Here is a 23,134-nt window from a genome sequence, read left to right as displayed (position 1 = left end):
CGGCGGCCTACCCGGCGGGCAGCTCGGGCCGCATGTCGGCGAACACGTCGCGCGCCAGGACGGCGAAGCCCTCGCGCGCTGCGGCGTCGTCCTGGTCGACCATCCAGGCCAGCTCGATGCCGTCGATCCGCAGCGCCGTCATGCGCGCCAGGTCGTCGATGTCGGAGGCCCACGTGACCTGGGCGACGTCGGCGAGCCGCTGCAGGTACTCCCGCGTCATCGCGATGCTCTGCGTGAGGTGCGCCTGGGCGACCTCGCGCAGCACGGGGGTGCGCGCGCCCGAGACGGCGAACTCGAACGTGAGCAGCCGCATCTCCTGGTGCTCCTTGAGCCCGACGAGCAGGGCGTCGACCGTCGCCTCGGCGAGCGCCCTCCGGTCGGGGCCCGCCTCCAGCGCCGCGATCACGGGCTCCGACGCGCGCATCGCGATGCTGCGGCCCATGGCGCGGAGCATCGCGTCCTTGTCGTCGAAGCAGTAGTGCACGGTGCCGAGCGAGATGCCGGCCTCCTGCGCCACGCGCCGCACGGTCACGGACTCGACGCCCTCGCGCAGCGCGACGCTCAGGCCCGCCTCGACGATCTCGGCGCGGCGCTCGTCGAGGGGCTTGCGCTTGTTCATACCGCGCCCCCGCCGACCGCACCCGGCCCTGCTCCCGGCGCTGCCCCCGGCCCGCCGTCGTACGCGACGAGGGCCGTCGCGACGGCGGCGATGCCCTCGCCGCGGCCCGTGAGGCCGAGCGCGTCCGTCGTCGTCGCCGTGAGCGAGACGGGGGCCCCGGCGGCGGCGGACAGCGCTGCCTGCGCCTCGTCGCGTCGTGTCCCGACCCGTGGATGGTTACCGATCACCTGGACTGCCACGTTACCGATGATGTACCCCGCAGCCCGGACGCGCCTCGCGGCCTCGCTGAGCAGGGTCGTCCCGGAGGCTCCCGCCCACTCCGGGCGGCCGGTGCCGAAGTGCGAGCCGAGGTCCCCGAGACCGGCGGCGGAGAACAGCGCGTCGGCCGCCGCGTGCGCGGCGACGTCGGCGTCGGAGTGACCCGCCAGGCCCCGCTCGCCCGGCCAGTGCAGGCCGCCGAGCCAGAGCTCGCGGTCGGAACCCTCGGGCGCGTAGGCGTGCACATCGACCCCGATGCCGGTCCGCGGCAGGGGGAACCCGGTCCGGACGGGCGCCGGGTCCTGCGTGCTCGACGGGTCGGTCATGCGATGGTCTCCTGCAGCACGAGGGACGCGAGCCACAGGTCGCGTTCGGTGGTGATCTTGAAGGCGGTGGCGTCGCCGGCGACCATGTGCACCGGCTCGCCCAGGGCCTCGACGAGACCCGCGTCGTCGGTCGCCGCCAGGTGCTCGGCCGCGGCCCGTGCGGCACCCGTGCGGTGCGCACGCACCAGGAGGTCGCGCGCGAAGCCCTGCGGCGTCTGGACGGCGCGCAGCGCGGAGCGGTCGGGCGTACCGACGACCAGCTCGGCGTCGCCGTCGGGGCTCACCTGCTTGACCGTGTCGGTCACGGGCAGGCCGGGCACGACGGCGCCGTGCCCCGCGCGCACCGCCGTCACCACCCGCCGGACGAGCTCTGCCGGGACGAGGGGGCGCGCCGCGTCGTGCACGAGCACGACGTCGTCACCCGGCGAGGCGTGTGCGAGCCCGGCAGCCACGGAGGCCTGCCGCGTGGGGCCGCCGCTCGTCACCTCGACGGGGACGAGCACGTGCGGGTCGCCCGCGAGGAGGTCGGTCATCACACCGGCGAGGCCGTGCGGCGCCGTCACGACCAGGGAGTCGACGACGCCCGACGCGGCGAGGCGTCGGGCGGCGTGCAGCACCAGCGGGAAGCCGTCGAGCTCCACCAGCGCCTTGGGCAGGTCGCGCCCCAGACGGGATCCCGAGCCGGCGGCCGTCAGGATTGCGAGGGTCGTCATCTCGTCGAAGGTCCCCACAGGATCTTGGTTGAGCGAAGGATCCCGTGGGGCGCCTGGTGCTGACGAGGACGTCAGTCGTGCGGGGACCCTGTGGGTCGGTCAGGAGGCGAGGACCTCGTCGAGGATCGCCTCGGCCTTCTCCTCCTCGGTGTGCTCCGCCAGCGCGAGCTCCGAGACGAGGATCTGCCGGGCCTTGGCCAGCATCCGCTTCTCGCCGGCCGAGAGGCCGCGGTCCGCGTCGCGGCGGGACAGGTCGCGCACGACCTCCGCCACCTTGATCACGTCGCCGGAGGCGAGCTTCTCGAGGTTCGCCTTGTACCGGCGCGACCAGTTGGTGGGCTCTTCGGTGTACGGCGCACGCAGGACCTCGAACACGCGGTCGAGGCCCTCCTGGCCGACGACGTCGCGCACGCCCACGAGGTCGACGTTCTCCGCCGGGACCTCGATGGTGAGATCGCCCTGGGCGACCTTGAGCTTGAGGTACATCTTCTCTTCGCCGCGAATCTTGCGGGTCTTGATCTCTTCGATCAGCGCCGCGCCGTGGTGCGGGTAGACAACCGTCTCGCCTACTGTGAACGTCATCTGCAGATGTCCCCTTTCCCTGACACCAGGTTACCACGGCGTGATCTGCAGAACTTGCGCCCTTGAGCCCCTGAGGGCATGATTCGCGCCTCTGTTTACGCAGGTCAGCAGGGTTGCCGGCCGCGCGGGCGCACCCCGTGCGGGCCTGCCGGGCGTTGTCGGATCGTTCCGGAGCCGTGACCGTCACCACGCCCTGACCGGGCATTTCACTGTCCGCGCGATGCGCGGGCACCCCCCGGGGAGCACTAGGATGTGGCGGGGATCCGACCCCGTGCAGACCGACCAGCACCAGCCGAAGATCAGGGAGTTCACCGTGTCCCGTCGCGCCACCGCCGCCCGAGGCGCCCGCACCATCGCCCTCGCGGCGGTCTCCGCCACGGGGGCCCTCCTCCTGGCGGCCTGCTCGCCCACCACCACGACCCTGAACTACGACCCGTCGGACGGTGTCGGCGTCTCGGTCCTCGGCGAGGACGACAGGGACCTGCGTGGCATCAACCTCATGGTCGTGTCGGCCGCGGAGGGCGAGCCGGGCAACGTGCTGGGCGCTCTCGCCAACGAGACGAGCGAGGACGCGTCGTTCACCCTCGAGGCCCCCGGCGCCGCCCCCGTGACGCTCGACGTGCCCGCCGGCGGGACCGTCTACCTGGGCACCGAGACCGGCGAGACCGTGTCGCTCGACACCGTCGGCGCGGCCCCGGGCGACTACCTCGACGCGGTGCTCTCCGTGGGCGCGGACAGCGCCGAGTTCCAGCTCCCGGTCCTCGACGGCACGCTGCCGGAGTACGCCGACCGCCTGCCGTCGGCCGCCGCCTCGCCGTCGGCCACCCCCAACCAGTGACGAACCCGCCGAGGTAGTCATCTGGCGAGGTAGTCATGCAGCGAGGTAGTCACCCAGCGCGAACCGGATGACTACCTCGCTGCATGTCTACCTCGCCAGCTGACTACCTCGCCACGTGACTACCTCGCCACGTGACTACCTCGCCAGGGGTCAGCCGAAGCGGCCCGAGACGTAGTCCTCCGTCGCCTTCTCGGCGGGCGAGGAGAAGATCGTCGCGGTGTCGTTCATCTCGATGAGGCGGCCCGGCTTGCCGGTGCCCGCGATGTTGAAGAACGCCGTCCGGTCGCTCACACGCGCGGCCTGCTGCATGTTGTGCGTGACGATGACGATCGTGTACTCCTTCTTGAGCTCCTGGATGAGGTCCTCGATCGCCAGGGTGGAGATCGGGTCCAGGGCGGAGCACGGCTCGTCCATGAGGAGCACCTGCGGCTTCACCGCGATGGCACGGGCGATGCACAGGCGCTGCTGCTGACCGCCCGAGAGGCCCGAGCCGGGCCGGTCCAGCCGGTCCTTGACCTCGTTCCACAGGTTGGCGCCGCGCAGGGATGACTCGACCAGGTCGTCGGCGTCCGACTTCGAGATGCGGCGGTTGTTCAGCTTCACGCCCGCGAGCACGTTGTCCCGGATGGACATCGTGGGGAACGGGTTGGGGCGCTGGAACACCATGCCGACCGTGCGGCGCACGGCCACCGGGTCGACGTCGTCGCCGTAGAGGTCGACGCCCTCGAGCTCGACGGAACCGTCGACCCGGGCGCCCGGGATCACCTCGTGCATGCGGTTGAGGGTGCGCAGGAACGTCGACTTGCCGCAGCCGGACGGGCCGATGAAGGCCGTCACGGAACGCGGGTCGATCGTCATGGTGACGCCCTCGACGGCGAGGAAGTCGCCGTAGTAGATGTTGACGTCCTTGACGTCGATTCGCTGAGCCATCGTTGAGTTCCTTCGGGCTGTGGCTTCGGGTCGGTCGGGTCGGGCCGGTCAGCGCAGCTTGGGCGCGAACCAGCGGTTCACGAGCCGGCCGACGACGTTGAGGAGCATGACGATCGCGATGAGGGTCAGGGCGGCGCCCCACGCGTTCTGCAGGGCGATGTCGGCGACGCAGTCCGCCTGGCCGTCGCGGCACGTGGCGAGGCCCTGGCTGTACTGCCGGTAGATGAACACCGGCAGCGTCATCATGCGGCCGTCGAAGGCGTCGAAGTTGATGGAGTCGGTGACACCGACGGCGACGAGGAGCGGCGCCGTCTCGCCGATGACGCGGGCGACGGCCAGCAGCACGCCCGTCGTCAGGCCCGCGACGGACGTGCGGAGCACCACGCGCACGATGGTGAGCCACTTCGGCACACCGAGCGCGTACGAGGCCTCGCGCAGCTCGTTGGGCACGAGCTTGAGCATCTCCTCGCAGGAGCGCACCACGACAGGGATCATGAGCACCGACAGCGCGACCGCGCCCATGAGGCCGAACCGCGCGCCCGGACCGAAGAAGATCGTGAACAGCGAGACGGCGAAGAGGCCCGCGACGATGGACGGGATGCCCGTCATGACGTCGACGAAGAACGTCACGGACCGTGCGAGGGGACCGCGCCCGTACTCGACGAGGTAGATGGCGACGAGCAGGCCGACCGGCACCGAGATGACCGTGGCCCAGCCGGTGATGATCAGCGTGCCCGCGACCGCGTGGTAGATGCCGCCGCTCGGGTCGCCGCCGAAGATGCCGCGCATCGAGTAGGTGAGGAACTCGATGCTGATCCGGCCCGCGCCGTTGAACAGCACGGTCCACAGCAGCGACACCAGGGGCACCATGGCGAGCACGAAGGCTCCCCAGATGAGCACCGTCATGATGCGGTCGGTGCGGCGGCGGCGCGGCTCCGCCGTGGTCAGCAGCGCGCGGGTCCGCTCGGTGGCGTCCGGCGTCGTCGTGTCGGTGCTCATCAGTTGGCTCCCGAGAAGTCCTTGCGGCGGGCCACGACGGCCCGGGCGGCCATGTTGACCGCGAGGGTGATGACGAACAGCGCGAGACCGGTCGCGATGAGCGCGTTGACGGCCAGGCCGCTCGCCTCCGGGAAGTCCAGGGCGATGTACGCCGCGATGGTCTGGTGCTGCGCGGCCTGGAACACCTTGAACGAGTAGAGGAAGCCGGGCGACAGGATCATCAGCACGGCCATGGTCTCGCCGAGCGCGCGGCCGAGGCCGAGCATCGCGGCCGAGATGACGCCGGAGCGGCCGAAGGGCAGCACCGCGGTCCGCACCATCTCCCACCGGGTCGCGCCCAGCGCGAGCGCCGCCTCCTCGTGGAGCCGCGGCGTCTGCAGGAACACCTCGCGCGAGACGGCCGTGATGATCGGCAGGATCATCACGGCCAGCACGACGGCGACGGTCGCGAGCGTCCGCGCGGTCGGCGACGCCTCGCCCGCGAACAGGGGGAACCAGCCGAGGTAGTCGTTCAGCCAGCCCCACACCGGCGCGGCCGCGGGGGCGAGGACCGCGATGCCCCACAGCCCGTAGACGACGGACGGGATGGCGGCGAGCAGGTCGACGAGGTAGCCGAGCACCTGCGCGAGGCGCCGCGGGGCGTAGTGCGAGATGAACAGCGCGATGCCCATCGCGACGGGCGTCGCGAGCAGGAGCGCCAGGACGGCGGCGAGCAGCGTGCCGAAGACGAGCGGTCCGACGTACGCGATGAACGACGTGTCGTCCGGGTAGCGCGGGACGGCGTCGGCCAGCTCCGTCGGGCTCGCGGTGACGGCGGGGAACGCCCGCGCGACGAGGAAGAGCGCGACCGCGGCGAGGGTCGCGAGGATGAGGGCTCCCGCACCGGTGGTGATCCAGCGGAAGGTCCGGCTGAAGCCCCGCTCGGTGTCTCCGGTGGAGCGTCGGCGGCGCGGGCGCGCCGGCGCGGGCGCCGGTACGGCAGGTGGGCTGTCCGTGGTGGTCACGAGGTGTCCTCGGCTCGTCGGGTCGGTGTCGTGTGCCTGGCACGGCCGTGCCGGTGACCGGGCTCCGGGGCTCTTCCGCCCCGGGACCCGGCCACCGGCCGGTGGTGCTCGGTCCTGCTCGGGTCGCCGGTCAGCCGGCGGTGATCGCGTCGACCGCGCCGGCGAACTCCTCCGCGAGCGCGGTGGGCAGCGGGGCGGAGCCGGCCGAGTCGGCGGCCGCCTTCTGGCCCTCCTCGCTGAGCACGTAGCCGAGGAAGCCCTTCACGAGCTCGGCCTGCTCGGCGTCCTCGTAGGTGGCGCAGGCCAGGTGGTAGGACACCAGGACGATCGGGTACGTGCCCTCGATGTCACGGGCCAGGTCGTAGGCGAAGACGTGCTCGCTCGTGCCCTCGACCCGCGGCGACCCCTCGATCACCGCGGCGGCGGCCTCGGGGCTGTACTCGACGAACTCCTCGCCGACGCCGACGGCCACCGTGCCGAGGTCCGCGATCTGCGACGCGTCGGCGTAGGTGATGGTGCCCTCGCCGGCCTGCGCGGCGCTGACCACGCCGGAGGTGCCCTGCGCCGACTCCTGGCCGTCGACGGGCCAGATGCCCTCCGGCTCGTAGGTCCACACGTCCGGGACCACCGTGCTCAGGTACTCCTGGAAGTTCTCGGTCGTGCCCGAGTCGTCCGAGCGGTGCACCACCGTGATGTCCGTGGACGGCAGGTCGGCGTCGGGGTTGTCGTCGGCGATCGCCGCGTCGTCCCACGTCGTGATGTCGCCCTTGAAGATCCCCGCGATCGTCTCGGGGGTCATGTTCAGCGAGTCGATGCCCTCGAGGTTGAAGGCGACGGCCACCGGGGAGATGTAGGCGGGGTACTCGATGACGCCGCCCTCACCGCACTGCGCCTCGGCGTCGGCCAGCTCGTCGTCGTCGAGCGCGGCGTCGGAGCCCGCGAACGGGAACGCGCCGGAGATGAAGTTCTCGCGGCCACCGCCCGAGCCGACCGGGTCGTAGTTCACGGTGACGTCGGGGTACTGGCCCTGGAAGCCGGCGCGCCACGCCTCCATCGCGGACTCCTGCGACGAGGCGCCGCCGCCGCTGAGCTCGCCGGACAGGTCTCCTGCGGAGGCGGAGGCGCCGTCGGCCGCGGCGTCCGCACCCGGGTTCTGGCCACAGGCTGCGAGGCTCAGCGCGAGCGCGCCCACCATGACAGCGGAGCCAACGCGGGGGAATCGGCTGATCTTCACGTGTCGTTCCATCCTGTTCACGTCGTACGCGCGCGGCGAGCGCCGCACCGTTCATCCAGGACGCTAGGGAGCGGTGGTGACCTGCTCCCCAGGCGGAGATGAACGGAGGGTGAACACACCGCCGGTCAGGGGGTGATCCCTGCCACCTCCGGGTCGAGGACGGCCCCTGTGCTCACCGTTCCCGGGTCAGGTAGACGGCGTCGGCGGCCTCCGCGATCCACTGCTGCACGTCGGTGGACACCGGAGCGCTGCCGGCCGCGCCGGCCGCGCGCTCCTGCCCCTCGGCGGAGGCCACGTACCGCACGAACTCCTTGACGAACCGGCCCTCGGCGCGGTCGTCGTACCGCGAGCAGACGATCAGGTAGGACACGAGCAGCAGCGGGTAGGCGAACGGCTTGTCGATGGTCCGGTCGACCTGGAACGCGAGGTCGTGCTCGTACCGGTTCTCGACGCGCGGCGAGAGGTCGACGACGGCGGCGGCCGCGTCGGCGCTGTACTCCACGTAGGTGTCGCCGACCCGGACGGCGACGGTCCCCAGGCCGCCGCTGGCCGACGCGTCGGCGTAGGTGATGCCGCCGGGCGTCGACCGCACGGTCGTGGTCACGCCCTCGGTGCCGTCGGCCCCGAAGCCGCCGGGCTGCGGCCACGTCCCGTCCGGCTCCCAGGGCCACGCGTCGGGCGCCGTCGCGTGGAGGTAGTCCGTGAAGTTCTCGGTCGTGCCGGAGTCGTCGGAGCGGTGGACCGGCGTGATCCCCTGGGCGGGCAGCTCCACACCCGGGTTGGCCTCCGCGATCGCCGGGTCGTCCCAGCGGGTGACGTCACCGCGGAAGATGCCGGCGAGGAGCTCGGACGACATGTTCAGCCGCCGCACACCCGGCACGTTGAAGACCACCGTGATCGGGCTGATGTAGACGGGCAGGTCGATGGCGTTGCCGCCGTCGCACGCCGGGCCGGAGGCGGCCATCTCCTCGTCGCTCAGGGGGACGTCGCTCGCGCCGAAGGCGGCCTCGCCGGCGAGGAACGCCGCGCGGCCGTCGCCGGACCCCGCCGGGTCGTAGGTCACGGTGGCGTCGGGGTGCTCCTGCCGGAACCCGGCGATCCACGCCTCCATGGCGGTGGACTGCGACGAGGCCCCGATGCCGTGGAACGCGCCGACCACGGCGGGGTCCGCCGAGGCCGTCGGCTCGGGCGAGACGCCGAGGGCGGGCAGCTCGAGCCCGGCGCACCCGGCCAGCGGGAGCACGAGGGCGCCGGCGGTCGCGGCGGCGAGGAGGCGGGTCGCGCGGGGCGTGGTCACGCTGCGCGAACCTACTGCCGGGCGGAGGCCGGCAGGCGAACGCGAGATGAACGCCCGGTGCCTGGTATGCCCGGTCAGTCCTCGTCGTCGGCCAGCTTGTAGCCCAGGCCGCGCACGGTGAGCAGGTACCGGGGCGTGCCGGGGTCGGGCTCGATCTTCGACCGGATGCGCTTGACGTGGACGTCGAGCGTCTTGGTGTCGCCCACGTAGTCGGCGCCCCAGACCCGGTCGATGAGCTGGCCGCGCGTGAGCACCCGGCCCGCGTTGCGCAGGAGGAGCTCGAGCAGGTCGAACTCCTTGAGCGGCAGGGCGACCGACCGGCCGGAGACCGTGACGGTGTGCCGCTCCACGTCCATCCGGACGGGGCCCACCTGGAGCACGCCGTCGCCGTCGCGGTCGGCCGTGTCGGCGGGCTGGCGGCGGCGCAGCACGGCCCGGACGCGCGCGAGCAGCTCGCGGTACGAGTAGGGCTTGGTGACGTAGTCGTCGGCGCCGAGCTCGAGGCCCACCACCTTGTCGATCTCGGAGTCCTTGGCCGTGAGCATGATGACGGGCACGTCCCCGCGCGCCCGCAGCTCGCGGCACACCTCGGTGCCGGACAGGCCCGGCAGCATCAGGTCGAGCAGCACCAGGTCGGCGCCCTCGGCGTCGTACGCGGCGAGGGCCGCGTGCCCGTCGGCCGCCTCGACCACCTCGAAGCCCTCGCGGGTGAGCTGGTAGGTCAGCGGGTCCCGGTACGACTCCTCGTCCTCCACCACCAGGATGCGCGTCACGCACCCACCTCCTCGTTCGTCGCGGCCTGCGCCGCCTCGTCGGGCTCCGCCGCGGCGGCCCGCGCGGGACGGGCCGCGCGCGCGGCCGCACCGCCCGGCCGGTCGGCGGCCGGGATGCGCAGCGTGAAGGTCGACCCCCTGCCGGGCTCCGACCACATCGTGACGTCGCCGCCGTGGTCGGCCGCGACGTGCTTGACGATGCTCAGGCCGAGGCCCGTGCCACCGGTGTCGCGCGAGCGCGCGGGGTCCACGCGGTAGAACCGCTCGAACACGCGCTCCTGTGCATCCTCCGCTATGCCGATGCCCTGGTCCACCACGGCGATCTCCACGAGGCCCGCCCGCTCGCTCACCCCGACGCCGACACGGCTGGCCGGCCCCGAGTAGGCCACGGCGTTGTCCACGAGGTTGCGCACGGCGGTCACCAGGAGGTTGTGGTCGCCGTAGACCTCGCTGTCGAGGGCGCCGCCCGTCGTGATGGCGATGTTCTTGGACTGCGCGGTCGTCCGCGCCCGGTCCACGGCCTCCTCGACGACGTCGCGGATCGGCACGGGCGTGAGCTTCGGTACGGCGCCGGCTCCCTGCAGGCGCGACAGCTCGATGATCTCCTGCACCAGAGCGGACAGGCGCACGGCCTCGCGCTGCATGCGCTCCGTGAACCGCCGGACGGCGACCGGGTCGTCCGCGGCGTCGGCCACCGTCTCGGCGAGCAGGGCCAGCGCGCCCACCGGCGTCTTGAGCTCGTGGGACACGTTGACGACGAAGTCGCGGCGGATCGCCTCGACGCGCCGGGCCTCCGTGCGGTCCTCGGCGAGCACCAGCACCCGCTCGAGACCGAGCGGGGCCACGCGCACCTGGAGCAGCACCGTGCCCTGGCCCACCGGACCGCGCGGCAGCTCGAGCTCCTGCTCACGGATGACGCCGTCGCGCCGCACGAGGGCCACCAGGTCGTTGATCGCCGCGTGCACGATCGCGTCGTTGCGCACCACCCCGAGCGCGTAGGCGGGTGGCGAGGCGCGCACCACCTCGTCGTCGCCGTCGAGCACGACGGCGGCCGACCGCAGCACCGAGAGCACGCGGACGAGACCGGCGTCGAGCTCGTCGGGCTCGGACCGGTCGACGGCGCGCTGCTGCCGCTCCGACACGCGGAACGCCAGCGTCGCGACGACGCCGACGATCACGCCGAAGATCCCGGCGGCCAGCACCGGTACCCCGGAGATGATTCCGTCCACGACTCCAGGGTAGGTCGACGTCCGGGGCGCCGATCGCCAGGGACGGGCGCCCCGACCGTCGTGTCGTCTGATGTTCATGTCCGGGTGGAACCGCGTTAACCTCCCGGTACGGCGCGACGGCGACGCTGGGCAGGGGCGTGCGGTCGCGCGCGCCCTGAACTCGAGAGGAAACCGATGCGACAGATCTTCGAAGCCGAGCTCCAGCAGGTCGGAGACGATCTGACCGAGATGAGCAGGCTCGTCGAGTCCGCGATCACGCGTGCCGGGACGGCGCTCCTCGAGGCCGACCTGCGGCTGGCGCAGGAGGTGATCGCCTCGGACAAGACCATCGACGCCATCGAGTCCTCGCTCGACGAGCGGTGCGTGCACCTCCTGGCGCAGCAGGCGCCCGTCGCGACCGACCTGCGTGTGGTGGTGAGCGCCCTGCGGATGAGCGCGTCGCTCGAGCGGATGGGCGACCTGGCGCGGCACGTCGCCCAGGTGGCGCGCGGTCGCTACCCGGCGCAGGCGATCGTCCCCGAGGCCCGCGACACGTTCGCGAAGATGCACGACGCCGCCGTCCGGGTGGCCCAGCGCACCACGCGGCTGCTCGCCACGCGCGACCTCGAGGTCGCCGAGGCGATCGAGCGGGACGACGACATCATCGACGAGCTGCACCAGCAGACCTTCGCGACCCTGCTCGGGCCCGCGTGGTCGGGCACGGTCCAGGAGGCCGTCGACGTCACGCTGGTGGGCCGCTACTACGAGCGGTTCGGCGACCACGGCGTCTCGGTCGCCCGGCGCGTCACCTTCCTGGTGACGGGCGACTTCCCGGAGGACTGACCGTCCCCCGCCCCGCCGAGTGCGGGATCTTCGCCCTCCTGGCACACGGCACAGGGCGAAGGTCCCGCACTCAGCTTTTCAGCGGCCCTGGTTGGCGACCGCGGCGATCGCGTCCTTGGCCGCCTCCGGGTCGAGGTACGTGCCGCCCGGCGTGACCGGCGCGAGGGTCTCCTCGTCGAGCTCGTAGACCAGCGGGATGCCGGTCGGGATGTTCAGCCCGGCGATCGCCTCGTCGGAGATGCCGTCGAGGTGCTTGACCAGCGCGCGCAGCGAGTTGCCGTGCGCGGCCACCAGCACCGTCCTGCCGGCCTTGAGGTCCGGCACGATCTCGCTCTCCCAGTACGGCAGGGCCCGCTCGAGGACGAGCTTGAGGGCCTCCGTGCGCACGACGGGCGCGTCGGCGTAGCGCGGGTCGGCGTCCTGGCTGAACTCCGAGCCCAGCTCGATCTCGGGCGGCGGCACGTCGTAGGACCGGCGCCAGAGCATGAACTGCTCCTCGCCGAACTCCTCGAGCGTCTGCTTCTTGTCCTTGCCCTGCAGGGCGCCGTAGTGGCGCTCGTTGAGGCGCCAGCTGCGCTTGACCGGGATCCAGTGCCGGTCGGCGACGTCGAGCGCGAGGTTCGCCGTCATGATCGCGCGGCGCAGCAGCGACGTGTGCAGGATGTCCGGGGTCACCCCGGCCTCCTTGAGCAGGGCGCCGCCGCGCTTGGCCTCCTCGACGCCCTTCTCGGACAGGGCGACGTCCACCCAGCCGGTGAACAGGTTCTTCGCGTTCCACTCGCTCTCGCCGTGGCGGAGCAGCACGAGGGTGTAGGTCATACCCCCATCCTGCCGCAGTTTCCACGCCGGGCCCGACGGCGGTCCGCCGGGCGGAACGGCTACCGGCCGGCGTGCCGCTTGCGGGCCCGCTCGTACACGTCGAGCACCTCCTCGGCCGTCCGGTCCCAGCCGAACCGGGCCGCCGACGCGCGGGCCCCCGCGGCCAGGCGCTCGCGCGCGACGTCGTCGTCGAGCAGGGTCTTGAGCGCGACAGCCCACCGCCCCGGGTCGTGGTCGGGCACCAGGACGCCCGAGACGCCGTCCCGCACCACGGTGCGCAGCCCGCCGACGGCGGCGGCCACCACCGGGGTGCCCGTCGCCTGCGCCTCGGCCGCCACGAGCCCGAACGACTCGTTGTGCGACGGCACGGCCACGAGGTCCACGGCACGGAACCAGTCGGCGAGCACGTCCTGCGGCACGGGCGGCCGGACCATCAGGTGCCGCCCCACACCCTCCTGGTAGGCGAGCGCCTCGAGCTCGCGGACCGCGGTGGGCCGCCCCGAGGCGCCACCGAGCACCACGAGCCGCGGCGGGCGCCAGTCCCAGACCCGCTCCCCGAGCGCGCGGACGAGCACGTCGGGACCCTTGAGGAGCTGGACGCGCCCCGCGAACAGCACGATCTTGCGGTCCGTCGGCAGGCCGAGACGCTCGCGCAGCTCCGTGCGGCGCGCGGCGACCTCCTCGGGCGAGCCGGGCAGGGGCGAGAACACCTCGAGGTCGACGCCTGGCTGCACCACGTGCACGCGCTCGGGGTCGGCGTGGTAGTCGCGCACCAGGTCGGCGGCCTCCTCGTCGGTGTTCGCCACGAGCGCGTCCGACTCGGCGACGACCTGCTCTTCCCCGATGACCCGCACCTGCGGCTCGGGGGTGTCGCCGGGCGCGAGCGCGGCGTTCTTCACGCGCGCCATGGTGTGCATCGTGTGCACCAGCGGGACGTCCCACCGTTCGGCGGCGAGCCAGCCGACCTGGCCCGACAGCCAGTAGTGCGTGTGCAGCACGTCGTACCAGCCCTGGGGGCGGTGCGCCTCGGCACGCAGCACCCCCGCGGCGAACGCGCAGAGCTGTCCGGGCAGGTCGTTCTTGTCCAGCCCCTCGAACGGGCCCGCCGCCACGTTGATCACGCGGATCCCCGGCTCGGGGTCGGCCACCTTGGGCTGGGCCGACGACGTCGCCCGCGTGTAGATCTCGACCTGCGCCCCGCGGCGGGCCAGCGCGCGGGACAGCTCGAGGACGTACACGTTCATGCCGCCCGCGTCCCCCGACCCCGGCTGCTCGAGCGGCGAGGTGTGCACGGAGACCATGGCGATCCGCAGCGGGCGCGGTTCCTCGGGCTCCCTGAGGTCGGGGGGCAGGCTGTCGCGCATCAAGCCACCAGGACGCACGCGGGCACCGGCAGCTCCAGCCGGTCCGTGACCTCGCCCGTCCCGGAGGTGCGGTCCAGGCGGACCGCGAGGAGCGCGTCGGCGTTCTGCGCGGCGACGACGACGGTGCCGCCGTCGTGCAGCACCGCGTGGTGCCGCGGCCAGGCGCCCGCGCCGAGGTCGACGTCGGCGGCGTGCTCGACGACCAGGTGCCCGACACGGACCCCCGCGCCGGCGCCCGCGCCGTCGGCCGGCCGCACCCGGAGCACGGCCAGGACGTCCGGCCCGCGCACGCCGACGTGCACGAGGTCGCCCGCCACGGTGACGTGCGAGGGGTACCCGGCCGACCCGTCGGGCTGGGTGCGCGGCGTGATCGCGGCCGAGCCCACGTGCTCCAGCCGCCCCGGCCCCGCGGGCACGAGCACGTGGAGACGGCAGTCGAGCTCGCCCGCGACGAGGATCGTGCCGTCCCCGAGCTCCACGAGGTGCCGCGGCCCGGTGCCCGGCGGCAGGACGGCGGCGACGACGCCCCCGTCGTCGGGCCCCGACCCGTCCAGCGGGTAGGTCCGCAGCTCGTCGGTGCCCAGGTCGGACACGAGCACGCGGTCGCCCCACCGGTGGACGAAGTGCGCGTGCGGCCCCTCCTGCCGGTCGTCGACCGGGCCGGAGCCGCTGTGCGGGAAGGTGCGCGGCGCGGTCAGCTCGCCGTCGGCGGTCAGGTCCGCGACGGCGGCGACGCCGTCGCCGTAGTTGGCGACCCAGGCGACGGTCTCCGTCGCCACGACGTGGCACGGGCTCGCCCCGCCCGAGGCGACGCCGCCCGCGGGCGCGAGTCCGCCGGCGTCGGACACCCGGAAGGAGGTGACCGCCCCCGGCTCGTCCTCGGTGACCGCGAGGAGGGTGCGGCGCGACGGGTCGAGCGCCAGGAAGGACGGTGCGGCCACGCGCGCGACCAGCTCGGCGGCGGCGAACCGCCCGTCCGCGTCGACGCCGGTGCGCCAGACACCCTCACCGGTGCCCGGTGCCGCGCCCGTCGCCGGGTAGGTACCGATCCACAGGGCGACGCTCGGGGTGCTCATGGCGTCAGCCTAGTTCCGCCCACGCGGTGCTCGCGGCCGGGCAGCCGCCGGGTCCCGGCCTCGCGGACGCACGACGCCCCGGCTCCCGCGCGGGGAACCGGGGCGTCCGCACGACCTGCGGGCGGTGCGTCAGCCGTTGGCCTTCGCGTACGCCTCCTGGACCTCTGCCGCGATGCGGCCGCGGTCGCTCACGGTGTATCCGTTCGCCTTGGCCCATTCCCGGACGGCCGCGGTGTCGTTGCCGGAGCGCGACCGACGCGACGTCGTGGCGGTCCGGGTGGCCGGCGCCTTCACCTTGCGGGCGTGACCGACCCAGGAGGCGAGCGCGTCCCGCAGCTGCGCGGCGTGCTCGGCATTGAGGTCGATCTCGTAGGAGACGCCGTCGAGGCCGAAGTTCACGGTCTCGTCGGCGGCACCGCCATCGATGTCATCTTCGAGAACGAGCTGAACCTTCTGAACCATACGGGTACTTCCTTCCGCGCCACATATTCCGGGGTTAGTTCGTGAGCATGCCTCACCCCATATTGGCATGTCAATAAAGGGTATGTGACACCGATCACCAAAACTTCACCCGCACGGATCGGAGGGAAGTCAGCGCGAAGGGGAATTCCCCGTATTTTCCGCCGCCGCCCTGGCCGCCTCGCGGTCCATTCGGTCGAGCGCCTCGCGCTCGTGCCGGTCCGCGCGGAAGATCTTGCGCATCGCAAACCAGAACAGCAGGCCGACACCCACAGAGGGCGTGAGCCCTGCGAGCACGGCAAGCGTCGTATCCATCACAAGATCCTCACATGCTCGGCGTCGTGGTTCATTTCCCTCAGGCCTGCGGCTTCACGAGCGGGAAAAGGATCGTCTCGCGGATCCCCTGGCCCGTGAGGGCCATCAGCAGGCGGTCGATGCCCATGCCCATTCCGCCCGAAGGGGGCATCGCGAATTCCATCGCGGTGAGGAAATCCTCGTCCAGGAGCATCGCCTCGTCGTCCCCGGCCGCGGCCATCCGCGCCTGCGCCTCGAAGCGCTGCCGCTGCACGACGGGGTCCACGAGCTCGGAGTACCCCGTCGCCAGCTCGAACCCGCGCACGTACAGGTCCCACTTCTCGACCTGACCAGCCGCGGAGCGGTGGTCGCGCGTGAGCGGCGACGTCTCGACCGGGAAGTCGATCACGAACGTCGGCGCGGTCAGGTGGTCACCGATGCGGTGCTCCCACAGCGTCTCGACAAGCTTTCCGTGATTGAGGATCTTCTTGTTCCCCACCTCGACATCGAGGCGCTCGGCGATCTTCTCGAGCTCCTCGACCGAGGTCTCGGCGGTGATCTCCTCGCCGAGGCTTTCCGAGAGCGAGTCGTACATCGGCAGCTTTGCCCATTCGCCGCCGAGGTCGTACTCGGAACCGTCCGCGAGGGTCACCAGCGTGGTGCCGAGAACGTCCTGGGCCGCCGTCTGCACGAGATCCTGGGTGAGCGCGCCGATCGTGTTGTAATCGCCGTACGCCTCGTACGCCTCGAGCATCGCGAACTCCGGCGAGTGCGACGAGTCCGCACCCTCGTTGCGGAAGTTGCGGTTGATCTCGAAGACCTTCTCGACACCGCCGACGACCGCCTTCTTGAGGAAGATCTCGGGCGCGATGCGCAGGAACAGCTCGAGGTCGTACGCATTCATGTGCGTCGAGAACGGCCGTGCGGCGGCGCCGGACGGAATGGTCTGCAGCATCGGCGTCTCGACCTCGAGAAAACCGCGGCGGTAGAAGTTCTCGCGCAGCGAGCGCACGACGCCCGCGCGCAGGCGCACCATGTCGCGGGCCGCGGGGCGGGCGATGAGGTCGACGTAGCGCTGCCGCACGCGAGCCTCCTCCGAGAGGTCCTTGTGCAGCACCGGCAGCGGGCGCAGCGCCTTGGCGGCCATCTGCCACTCGTCGGCGAAGATGCTCAGCTCGCCGCGCCGCGACGCGCCGACACGGCCGTGCAGGAAGAGGTGGTCACCCAGGTCGACGTCGGTCTTGAAGGCCGCGAGCGCCTCCTCGCCGACCTCGGCGAGGCTCAGCATGCCCTGGAGGCGGTTGCCCTCGCCGTCCTGCAGCGTGACGAAGCAGAGCTTGCCGCCGATGCGGACGAAGACGACACGGCCGGCGACGCCCACGACGTCGTCGGTCTCCTGGCCCGCCTCGAGGTGCCCGTAGGCCGCGCGGACCTCGGCGATCGAGTGGGTGACGGGCACGGACACGGGGTACGCCTCGACGCCGCTCGCCAGCAGCCGCTCGCGCTTCTCGCGCCGGACCCGGAGCTGCTCGGGCAGGTCGTCGGTCTGCGGGGCAGCGGTCTCGTCGGCTGCGGGGTTCTGGCTCACGGAATCGATTCTATCGAGGCCGCCGACCTCTTTTCCCCGCCGGTCCGTGTGCCCTGAGGCACTCAGGAGGCACTCAGGAGGCACTCAGGGGAAGTCGGTCGGCGGGCCGGAGGTCCAGGGCCAGGTCGAGGACGGGCGCGCTGTGGGTGAGGGCGCCGACGGAGAGGTAGTCGACACCGGTCTCCGCGACCGTGCGCGCGACGCCGAGCGTCAGGTTGCCGGTCGCCTCGAGCTCGACGTGCTCCGGCACGCCGTCGTGCCCCTCGCGGGCACGGACCGCCGCGACGGCCTCGGCGAGCACGGCGGGCGGCATGTTGTCGAGGAGCAGGAAGTCGGCGCCCGCGCCGACCGCCTCGAGCGCCTGCTCGGTGGTGTCGGCCTCCACCTGGACGGGCACGTCGGGGAACGTCGCGCGCACGGCGCGGACCGCCGCCGCGACGGACCCGGCGGCCACCACGTGGTTGTCCTTCACCATGGCGACGTCGTACAGGCCCATGCGCTTGTTGGTGCCGCCGCCCGCGCGCACCGCGTACTTCTGCAGGGCGCGCAGGCCCGGCGTGGTCTTGCGGGTGTCGAGCACCTGCGCGCCCGTACCCGCGAGCTCGCGCGCGAACGCGCGGGTCGCCGTGGCGACGCCCGAGGCACGGCCGGCGAGGTTGAGCAGGGTGCGCTCGGCGACGAGCAGCACCTGTGTGCGGCCCGCGAGCGCGGCGAGGAGCCGGCCCGCCGTGACGGCGTCGCCGTCCTGCGCGTGGAAGGTGACGGCGGGTGCCGGCAGGCCGAGGCGGGCGGCCACCTGCTCCAGCACCTCGCGCACGACGACGAGCCCCGCGACGACGCCGTCCTGGCGCGCCACGAGGTCCGCGACGCCCTCGGCCGACGGCGGGACGGTCGCCTGGGTGGTGACGTCGCGGCCCGGCGCGGGGCCGAGGTCCTCGTCGAGGGCGACCTCGACGGTCCGCGCGACCCACGCGGGGTCGAGCCCGGGGCTGACGCGGGACGGTGTGTCGTGCACGGGTGAGCTCACGCCCACACCGTAACCGCCCCGCGCCGGGCCCCGGTCCGCGGGCTCAGTCCACCGTGTCGGCCACCGCGTGGACGAGGTTGCGCGCCTGGGCGGCGATCGAGGTGCGCCAGGCGTCGAAGGTCGGGTCGCTGACACCGAAGTCGGTCTCGAAGTGCTGCATGTCCGGCGTGTGGATGTGCCCGGCCGGGATGTCGAGCCCGGCACGGTCGCGCAGCAGCGTGTTGCGGTAGGCGCTCTCGTTGGAGAGGTAGTTGCCGCCGCCGCCGCTGAAGGAGCAGGACCCGTCGGCGGGCGGGACGGGCGGCGTCGACGGCGGGTACGTCACCTCCGGCGGGCTGTTGACGGTGCTCAGCGCGGGCGAGGTGCAGTCGCGGAACTGCGTGTAGCTGGTGTTCCAGACCACGCCGAAGGCCACGTCCGGGTCGGGCCACGTGTCGCCGGGCGGGCGGGGCACGTCGGCGCCGGTGTCGGCGGCGATCATCTCGGCGACCGGCAGGCTCGCCGTCGTCCACTGCGGCGGGTCGGTGAGCCCGTCGCCGCCGCCCCAGCGGTCGACCACCTGGACGTTGCAGCCCGGGTTGTCGAGCGCGAGCTGCGCGACCCCGCCGACGCGCGGGCACGGGGCGATGCCGTCGTTGCCGGGCGAGACGCCGTGGTAGCGCGCGTTCCACTGCTCGAGGTTGAACTGCGAGCCGCCGGCCTGGCTCACGGTGAGCGAGGCGTCGACCTGCCGGGGTCCGGGCTCCAGGAACGGCCCCACGGTGTCCTCGAGGTAGCCGTCGGCGAACTCGCGGTAGCTCACCGGCAGCGTGTAGGCCTCGATGTGGGCGATGCGGCCGTCGTCGGTGCGGTAGCGCGTGCCGTCCAGGGTGAGCGCCGTCGCGCCCGACGGGTTGCCGTGCCGGATGTTGTTGCCCACCGTGCCGGGCGCCGGGCCGGTGGTGCCACCGTCCAGCGTGTAGACGTCGAACCCGCTGACGATGACGCGCACGACGTCGCGGCCGGCCGGCAGGTCGATGTCGTGCATCCCGCGCGAGGCGCGGTCGAAGGTCTCGACGAGCTCGGCGCGCTGCTCGTCGGTGAGGCCGCCGCGCGGGTCCCACTGGCGCAGCACGGCCATGGCCTCGACGCGGGTCCAGTACAGCGGGCGGTCGTCGGTGGCGGGCAGGTCGCCGCGCACGGCGTCGTCGTCCGACTGGGCGCGGCGGACGGCCGCGTCCCACAGCGCCTCGCCCCGGCGCTCGGCCAGGGCCGTGGCACCCGCCAGGGTGCGGGTGCGGCAGAGCCGGTCGGTGAGGGCGGCCGTGAACCCGCCGAGACCGCCACCCTCGATGACGGTGCGGGCGTAGGTCGCCGTGGCAGGGACGGTGGGGTCGGCGGCGTCGGGAAGGCGCGCCGTGAGGCGGCGCTCCTCGACCGAGAGCGGGAGGTCCGGGTCCAGGCAGCCCCCACCCTGCGCCGCCGTGGGGGCCGCGGGCAGCGGCGCCGCGGCCGTCGCGGGGGCGGCCAGGGCCGCCGTCGCGGTCAGCGCGAGGGCGACGGCGCCCGCGCGCACCCGTGTCGTGGTCCGTGCCGTTCTCCGTGCCGTCCTCCGTGCGGTCGTCCGGTCGTTCGTCATGTCTCTCGTCTCCCCTCCGAGATCGACTCGCCCACGACCGTAGGGGTTCGTTCAACAATCCAACAGGGTCTGTCGGTAAACAACTCGTGTCCTGGCCTGTTCACGGGGCCTCGACCCGTGCCATGATCGATAAGGTCCCGCAATGCGGCGGTAACAACCGGGCGGGACGATCCTGACTGTTGAACAATCCGGCTCATCCCGACACCCAGGAGGACACCATGTCCGACACGAGCCACGAGCCTGCGACGGAGCAGGCCGACCCCACGCCGGGCAGCCCCACCGACCGGACCACGAGCTTCGTCGCCGCCCGGCGGCGCTCCCTGCTGGGCGCGCTGTTCCTCATGGCGACGTCCGCCATCGGCCCCGGCTTCATCACCCAGACCGCGACGTTCACGCAGCAGCTCGGCGCGGCCTTCGCCTTCGGCATCCTCGTCTCGATCCTGCTCGACCTCGCGATCCAGCTCAACGTCTGGCGCATGATCACGCTCACCGGCAAGCGGGCGAGCGTGCTGGCCAACCAGGCCCTGCCCGGCAGCGGCTACGTGCTCGCCGTGCTCATCGTGTTCGGCGGGCTCATCTTCAACATCGGCAACACCGCGGGCGCGGGCCTCGGCCTCAACGCGCTGTTCGGCCTCGACCCGCGGCTGGGCGGCGCGCTCAGCGCGGCCATCGCCATCGCCATCTTCCTCGCCAAGCGGGCGGGTGCCGTCGTCGACCGGGTGGTCGTCGTCGCGGGCCTCGTCATGATCGTGCTCACTGTGATCGTCGCGATCCTGTCCGGTCCGCCGGTGGGCGACGCGCTGCGGCAGACCGTGCTGCCCGACACCGTCAGCTTCGCGACCATCACCACCATCGTGGGCGGCACCGTCGGCGGGTACATCACCTACGCCGGCGCCCACAAGCTGCTCGACTCCGGCACGGCGGGCCCCGAGCACGTCCGCGAGGTCGACCGGGCGGCCGTCAGCGGCATCGTCGTCACCGGCATCATGCGGTACGTGCTGTTCCTGGCCATCCTCGGGGTCGTGGCCTCCGGCGTCGTGCTCGACGTCGCGGGCAACCCCGCGGGCGACGCGTTCGGTGCGGCCGCGGGCGAGGCGGGCCTGCGCATCTTCGGCGCCGTGTTCTGGATCGCCGCGATCACCAGCGTCATCGGCTCGGCCTACACGTCGGTCTCGTTCCTGCCCGTGTTCTCCGCCCGCATCGCGGGCCGCACCGCCGACCTGTGGACCGTGGGGTTCATCCTGGTCTCGCTCGCGGTCTACCTGCTGGTCGGTACCGCGCCCGCCACGCTGCTGGTGTTCGTGGGCGGCGTCAACGGGCTGATCCTGCCGATCGGCCTGACCCTGTTCATGTACATCGGCTGGTTCCGCGGCACGCTCCTGGGCGACGTCCGCTACCCGCGGTGGCTCCTGGTGGTCGGCACGCTCGCCACCGTGGTCACCTGGTACATGGCGGTCAACGCGGTGGGCCCGATCTTCGACCTGCTGTCCGCGTGACCGCCCGCACACGAAGGAGAGAGAGCACCATGAGCGCCGTCGACCTGAACAGCGACCTCGGCGAGGGCTTCGGCCGCTGGAGCCTCGGCGACGACGAGCAGATGCTGGGCATCGTCTCCAGCGCCAACGTCGCCTGCGGGTTCCACGCGGGCGACCCCGCGTCCATCCGCCGGACCGTCCGGTCCGCCGTGGAGCACGGGGTGACCGTGGGCGCGCACGTCGGGTACCGCGACCTGGCCGGGTTCGGCCGGCGGAACATGGACGTGCCGGACGACGAGCTGGAGGCCGACGTCGCCTACCAGATCGGCGCGCTCCGCGGCCTCGCCGACGCCGAGGGCGCCGCCGTCACGTACGTCAAGCCGCACGGCGCGCTCTACAACACGGCGGCGGTCGACGAGCGCGTGGCAGCGGCGGTCGCCCGCGCCGTCGCCGCCGTCGACCCGGGGCTCGTGCTGCTGGGGCTGCCCGGCAGCGCGGCCCTCGCCGCCGCGAAGGCCGCCGGGCTGGCGACGGCGACGGAGGCGTTCGCCGACCGTGCCTACACGCCCGAGGGCCGCCTCGTCTCCCGGCGCGAGCCGGGCGCCGTGCTGCACGACGCCGACGAGGTGGCCCGGCGCATGCTCCGCCTGGTCACCGAGGGCGTGGTGACCGCGGTGGACGGGTCCGACGTCGCCGTGCGCGCCGACTCCGTGTGCGTGCACGGCGACTCCCCCGGCGCGGTCGCGATGGCGCGCCGGATCCGCGAGGTGTTCGACGCCGAGGGCATCGCCCTGCGCGCCTTCGCCCCGGTGACGGGAGGCGCCGCCGCGTGATGCGGGTCCGCACCGCCCGCGACGACGCCCTCCTGGTCGAGCTGGACGACCTGGACCAGGCCGTCGCCCTGTACGAGTCCCTCCAGGCCGACCCCCTCCCCGGGGTCGGCGTGCCCGTGCCCGGCGCACGGACGCTGCTCGTGCCGTTCCGGCCGTCGGCGGTCGGCGCGGCCGAGCTGGCCGCCGCGCTGCGGGCCCGGCCGCTGGTTCGCCGGGCCGCCGCCGAGGCGCGCACCGTCGAGATCCCCGTCCGGTACGACGGCGAGGACCTCGCCGAGGCCGCGGCGCTCCTGGGCTGGAGCCCCGAGGAGCTCGTCCGCCGGCACACCGCGGCGGCGTGGACCGTCGGGTTCGTCGGCTTCGCGCCCGGCTTCGCGTACCTCACGGGCGACGACCCCGACCTCGTCGTCCCCCGCCGGTCCAGCCCGCGCACCCGCGTGCCGGCCGGGTCGGTCGCGCTCGCCGGACCGTACAGCGGCGTCTACCCGCGCGAGAGCCCGGGCGGCTGGCAGCTCGTCGGCCGCACCGACGCCCCGGTGTGGGACGTGACCCGCGAGCGTCCGGCCCTCCTGCTCCCGGGCGACCGGGTCCGCTTCGTCGCGGTGGACGCCCTGCCCGCCCCGGCCGAGGTCCGCCTCGAGAACGACCTCCGGGACGGGGACGGGGCCCGCGCGGTCCCCGAGGTCGTTCTCGACGCGGACCGTGCGGGGCTCGAGGTCGTCGGCGCCGGGTCGGTGCTCGTCGAGGACCTCGGGCGGGGCGGCGCCGAAGGGGCAGGCGTGTCGGCCTCCGGGGCGCTGGACCGGCCGAGCCTGCGGGCCGCCAACCGCGCGGTCGGGAACCCGCCGGGCGCCGCGGTGCTGGAGTCGGTCGGCGGCCTGCGGCTCCGGGCCCACGGGCCGCAGGTGCTGGCCGTGACCGGGGCCGTGGGCGAGATCGTGGCCGGCGGCCGCACGC

At 73.2% G+C, this 23,134-nt stretch carries 24 protein-coding genes; 5 read left to right on the top strand and 19 right to left on the bottom strand.

Annotated features, from left to right (window positions below; translation table 11 throughout):
• Nucleotides 1–7: 7 nt before the first annotated feature.
• The 4 genes from HLB15_RS10135 to HLB15_RS10120 form a co-directional block, all read right to left on the bottom strand.
• A complete protein-coding gene (locus HLB15_RS10135) occupies nucleotides 8–619 on the bottom strand; it encodes a TetR/AcrR family transcriptional regulator (RefSeq protein ID WP_171105171.1) in 612 nt (203 codons plus the stop codon).
• Entirely contained in the window at nucleotides 616–1,203 is a 588-nt protein-coding gene (gene ispF / locus HLB15_RS10130; RefSeq protein WP_171105170.1) for a 2-C-methyl-D-erythritol 2,4-cyclodiphosphate synthase, read from the bottom strand. The genes HLB15_RS10135 and ispF overlap by 4 nt, the downstream gene beginning before the upstream one ends.
• Nucleotides 1,200–1,916 carry a 2-C-methyl-D-erythritol 4-phosphate cytidylyltransferase gene (ispD, locus tag HLB15_RS10125; RefSeq protein WP_171105169.1) on the bottom strand — a complete coding sequence of 239 codons (717 nt, stop codon included), beginning with the start codon at nucleotides 1,914–1,916 and terminating at the stop codon, nucleotides 1,200–1,202. The genes ispF and ispD overlap by 4 nt, the downstream gene beginning before the upstream one ends.
• A 99-nt stretch (nucleotides 1,917–2,015) precedes the next feature.
• Complete coding sequence (locus tag HLB15_RS10120; protein ID WP_020017968.1) at nucleotides 2,016–2,498, bottom strand: CarD family transcriptional regulator; 483 nt, start codon at nucleotides 2,496–2,498, stop codon at nucleotides 2,016–2,018.
• Between the two features lie 271 nt (nucleotides 2,499–2,769).
• On the opposite strand from HLB15_RS10120, the gene HLB15_RS10115 reads away from it, so the two are divergent.
• Nucleotides 2,770–3,336: a hypothetical protein gene (locus tag HLB15_RS10115; protein ID WP_212759720.1), complete on the top strand. Its 567-nt coding sequence runs from the start codon at nucleotides 2,770–2,772 to the stop codon at nucleotides 3,334–3,336.
• 150 nt (nucleotides 3,337–3,486) lie between these two features.
• Here HLB15_RS10115 and pstB read toward each other — a convergent pair whose 3' ends face one another.
• From pstB to HLB15_RS10080, 7 genes are all read right to left on the bottom strand, one after another.
• Nucleotides 3,487–4,266: a phosphate ABC transporter ATP-binding protein PstB gene (gene pstB, locus HLB15_RS10110; RefSeq protein ID WP_171105168.1), complete on the bottom strand. Its 780-nt coding sequence runs from the start codon at nucleotides 4,264–4,266 to the stop codon at nucleotides 3,487–3,489.
• A gap of 48 nt (nucleotides 4,267–4,314) precedes the next feature.
• Nucleotides 4,315–5,265, bottom strand: a complete 951-nt coding sequence (gene pstA / locus HLB15_RS10105) for a phosphate ABC transporter permease PstA (protein WP_171105167.1) — start codon at nucleotides 5,263–5,265, stop codon at nucleotides 4,315–4,317.
• A complete protein-coding gene (gene pstC / locus HLB15_RS10100; RefSeq protein ID WP_171105166.1) occupies nucleotides 5,265–6,269 on the bottom strand; it encodes a phosphate ABC transporter permease subunit PstC in 1,005 nt (334 codons plus the stop codon). Before pstC ends, pstA begins: the two co-directional genes overlap by 1 nt.
• A gap of 130 nt (nucleotides 6,270–6,399) precedes the next feature.
• Entirely contained in the window at nucleotides 6,400–7,503 is a 1,104-nt protein-coding gene (pstS, locus tag HLB15_RS10095; protein ID WP_308424920.1) for a phosphate ABC transporter substrate-binding protein PstS, read from the bottom strand.
• A gap of 172 nt (nucleotides 7,504–7,675) precedes the next feature.
• Entirely contained in the window at nucleotides 7,676–8,800 is a 1,125-nt protein-coding gene (pstS, locus tag HLB15_RS10090) for a phosphate ABC transporter substrate-binding protein PstS (RefSeq protein ID WP_229785110.1), read from the bottom strand.
• A 74-nt stretch (nucleotides 8,801–8,874) separates the two neighbouring features.
• On the bottom strand, nucleotides 8,875–9,573 hold the full coding sequence (locus HLB15_RS10085; RefSeq protein ID WP_171105164.1) for a response regulator: 699 nt from the start codon (nucleotides 9,571–9,573) through the stop codon (nucleotides 8,875–8,877).
• On the bottom strand, nucleotides 9,570–10,802 hold the full coding sequence (locus HLB15_RS10080) for a sensor histidine kinase (RefSeq protein ID WP_171105163.1): 1,233 nt from the start codon (nucleotides 10,800–10,802) through the stop codon (nucleotides 9,570–9,572). The genes HLB15_RS10085 and HLB15_RS10080 overlap by 4 nt, the downstream gene beginning before the upstream one ends.
• A 174-nt stretch (nucleotides 10,803–10,976) precedes the next feature.
• On the opposite strand from HLB15_RS10080, the gene phoU reads away from it, so the two are divergent.
• Nucleotides 10,977–11,624, top strand: a complete 648-nt coding sequence (gene phoU, locus HLB15_RS10075; protein WP_171105162.1) for a phosphate signaling complex protein PhoU — start codon at nucleotides 10,977–10,979, stop codon at nucleotides 11,622–11,624.
• A gap of 78 nt (nucleotides 11,625–11,702) precedes the next feature.
• On the opposite strand, the gene HLB15_RS10070 is transcribed toward phoU, so the two are convergent.
• The 8 genes from HLB15_RS10070 to HLB15_RS10035 all read right to left on the bottom strand — a co-directional run bounded on the left by HLB15_RS10070 (nucleotide 11,703) and on the right by HLB15_RS10035 (nucleotide 19,869).
• Nucleotides 11,703–12,443: a phosphoglyceromutase gene (locus tag HLB15_RS10070; RefSeq protein ID WP_171105161.1), complete on the bottom strand. Its 741-nt coding sequence runs from the start codon at nucleotides 12,441–12,443 to the stop codon at nucleotides 11,703–11,705.
• 59 nt (nucleotides 12,444–12,502) lie between these two features.
• A complete protein-coding gene (gene mshA, locus HLB15_RS10065; RefSeq protein WP_171105160.1) occupies nucleotides 12,503–13,807 on the bottom strand; it encodes a D-inositol-3-phosphate glycosyltransferase in 1,305 nt (434 codons plus the stop codon).
• Nucleotides 13,807–14,883: a lactonase family protein gene (locus HLB15_RS10060; RefSeq protein ID WP_171105159.1), complete on the bottom strand. Its 1,077-nt coding sequence runs from the start codon at nucleotides 14,881–14,883 to the stop codon at nucleotides 13,807–13,809. The genes mshA and HLB15_RS10060 overlap by 1 nt, the downstream gene beginning before the upstream one ends.
• 129 nt (nucleotides 14,884–15,012) lie before the next feature.
• Nucleotides 15,013–15,345, bottom strand: a complete 333-nt coding sequence (locus HLB15_RS10055; protein ID WP_171105158.1) for a histone-like nucleoid-structuring protein Lsr2 — start codon at nucleotides 15,343–15,345, stop codon at nucleotides 15,013–15,015.
• Between the two features lie 129 nt (nucleotides 15,346–15,474).
• A complete protein-coding gene (locus tag HLB15_RS10050) occupies nucleotides 15,475–15,657 on the bottom strand; it encodes a hypothetical protein (RefSeq protein ID WP_171105157.1) in 183 nt (60 codons plus the stop codon).
• 40 nt (nucleotides 15,658–15,697) lie between these two features.
• Complete coding sequence (lysS, locus tag HLB15_RS10045) at nucleotides 15,698–17,224, bottom strand: lysine--tRNA ligase (protein ID WP_171105156.1); 1,527 nt, start codon at nucleotides 17,222–17,224, stop codon at nucleotides 15,698–15,700.
• 73 nt (nucleotides 17,225–17,297) lie between these two features.
• On the bottom strand, nucleotides 17,298–18,251 hold the full coding sequence (gene nadC, locus HLB15_RS10040; protein ID WP_171105155.1) for a carboxylating nicotinate-nucleotide diphosphorylase: 954 nt from the start codon (nucleotides 18,249–18,251) through the stop codon (nucleotides 17,298–17,300).
• A gap of 43 nt (nucleotides 18,252–18,294) precedes the next feature.
• Nucleotides 18,295–19,869: a PA0049 C-terminal domain-containing protein gene (locus HLB15_RS10035; protein ID WP_229785113.1), complete on the bottom strand. Its 1,575-nt coding sequence runs from the start codon at nucleotides 19,867–19,869 to the stop codon at nucleotides 18,295–18,297.
• A 218-nt stretch (nucleotides 19,870–20,087) separates the two neighbouring features.
• Here HLB15_RS10035 and HLB15_RS10030 point away from each other — a divergent pair, with 218 nt between their 5' ends.
• The 3 genes from HLB15_RS10030 to HLB15_RS10020 all read left to right on the top strand — a co-directional run.
• On the top strand, nucleotides 20,088–21,365 hold the full coding sequence (locus tag HLB15_RS10030) for an NRAMP family divalent metal transporter (RefSeq protein WP_212759719.1): 1,278 nt from the start codon (nucleotides 20,088–20,090) through the stop codon (nucleotides 21,363–21,365).
• Nucleotides 21,366–21,394: 29 nt separating this feature from the next.
• On the top strand, nucleotides 21,395–22,177 hold the full coding sequence (locus HLB15_RS10025; protein WP_171105154.1) for a LamB/YcsF family protein: 783 nt from the start codon (nucleotides 21,395–21,397) through the stop codon (nucleotides 22,175–22,177).
• Nucleotides 22,177–23,134: 5-oxoprolinase subunit B/C family protein (locus tag HLB15_RS10020; RefSeq protein ID WP_171105153.1), on the top strand; the 958-nt coding region annotated here is incomplete at its 3' end. The genes HLB15_RS10025 and HLB15_RS10020, both read left to right, overlap by 1 nt.

It is taken from the genome of Promicromonospora citrea (assembly GCF_013004695.1).
In the GTDB taxonomy this organism is placed as follows: Bacteria; Actinomycetota; Actinomycetes; order Actinomycetales; family Cellulomonadaceae; genus Promicromonospora; species Promicromonospora citrea.
Note: the sequence above shows the minus strand (reverse complement) of the source record. Positions and strands in the feature narration are given on the sequence as shown.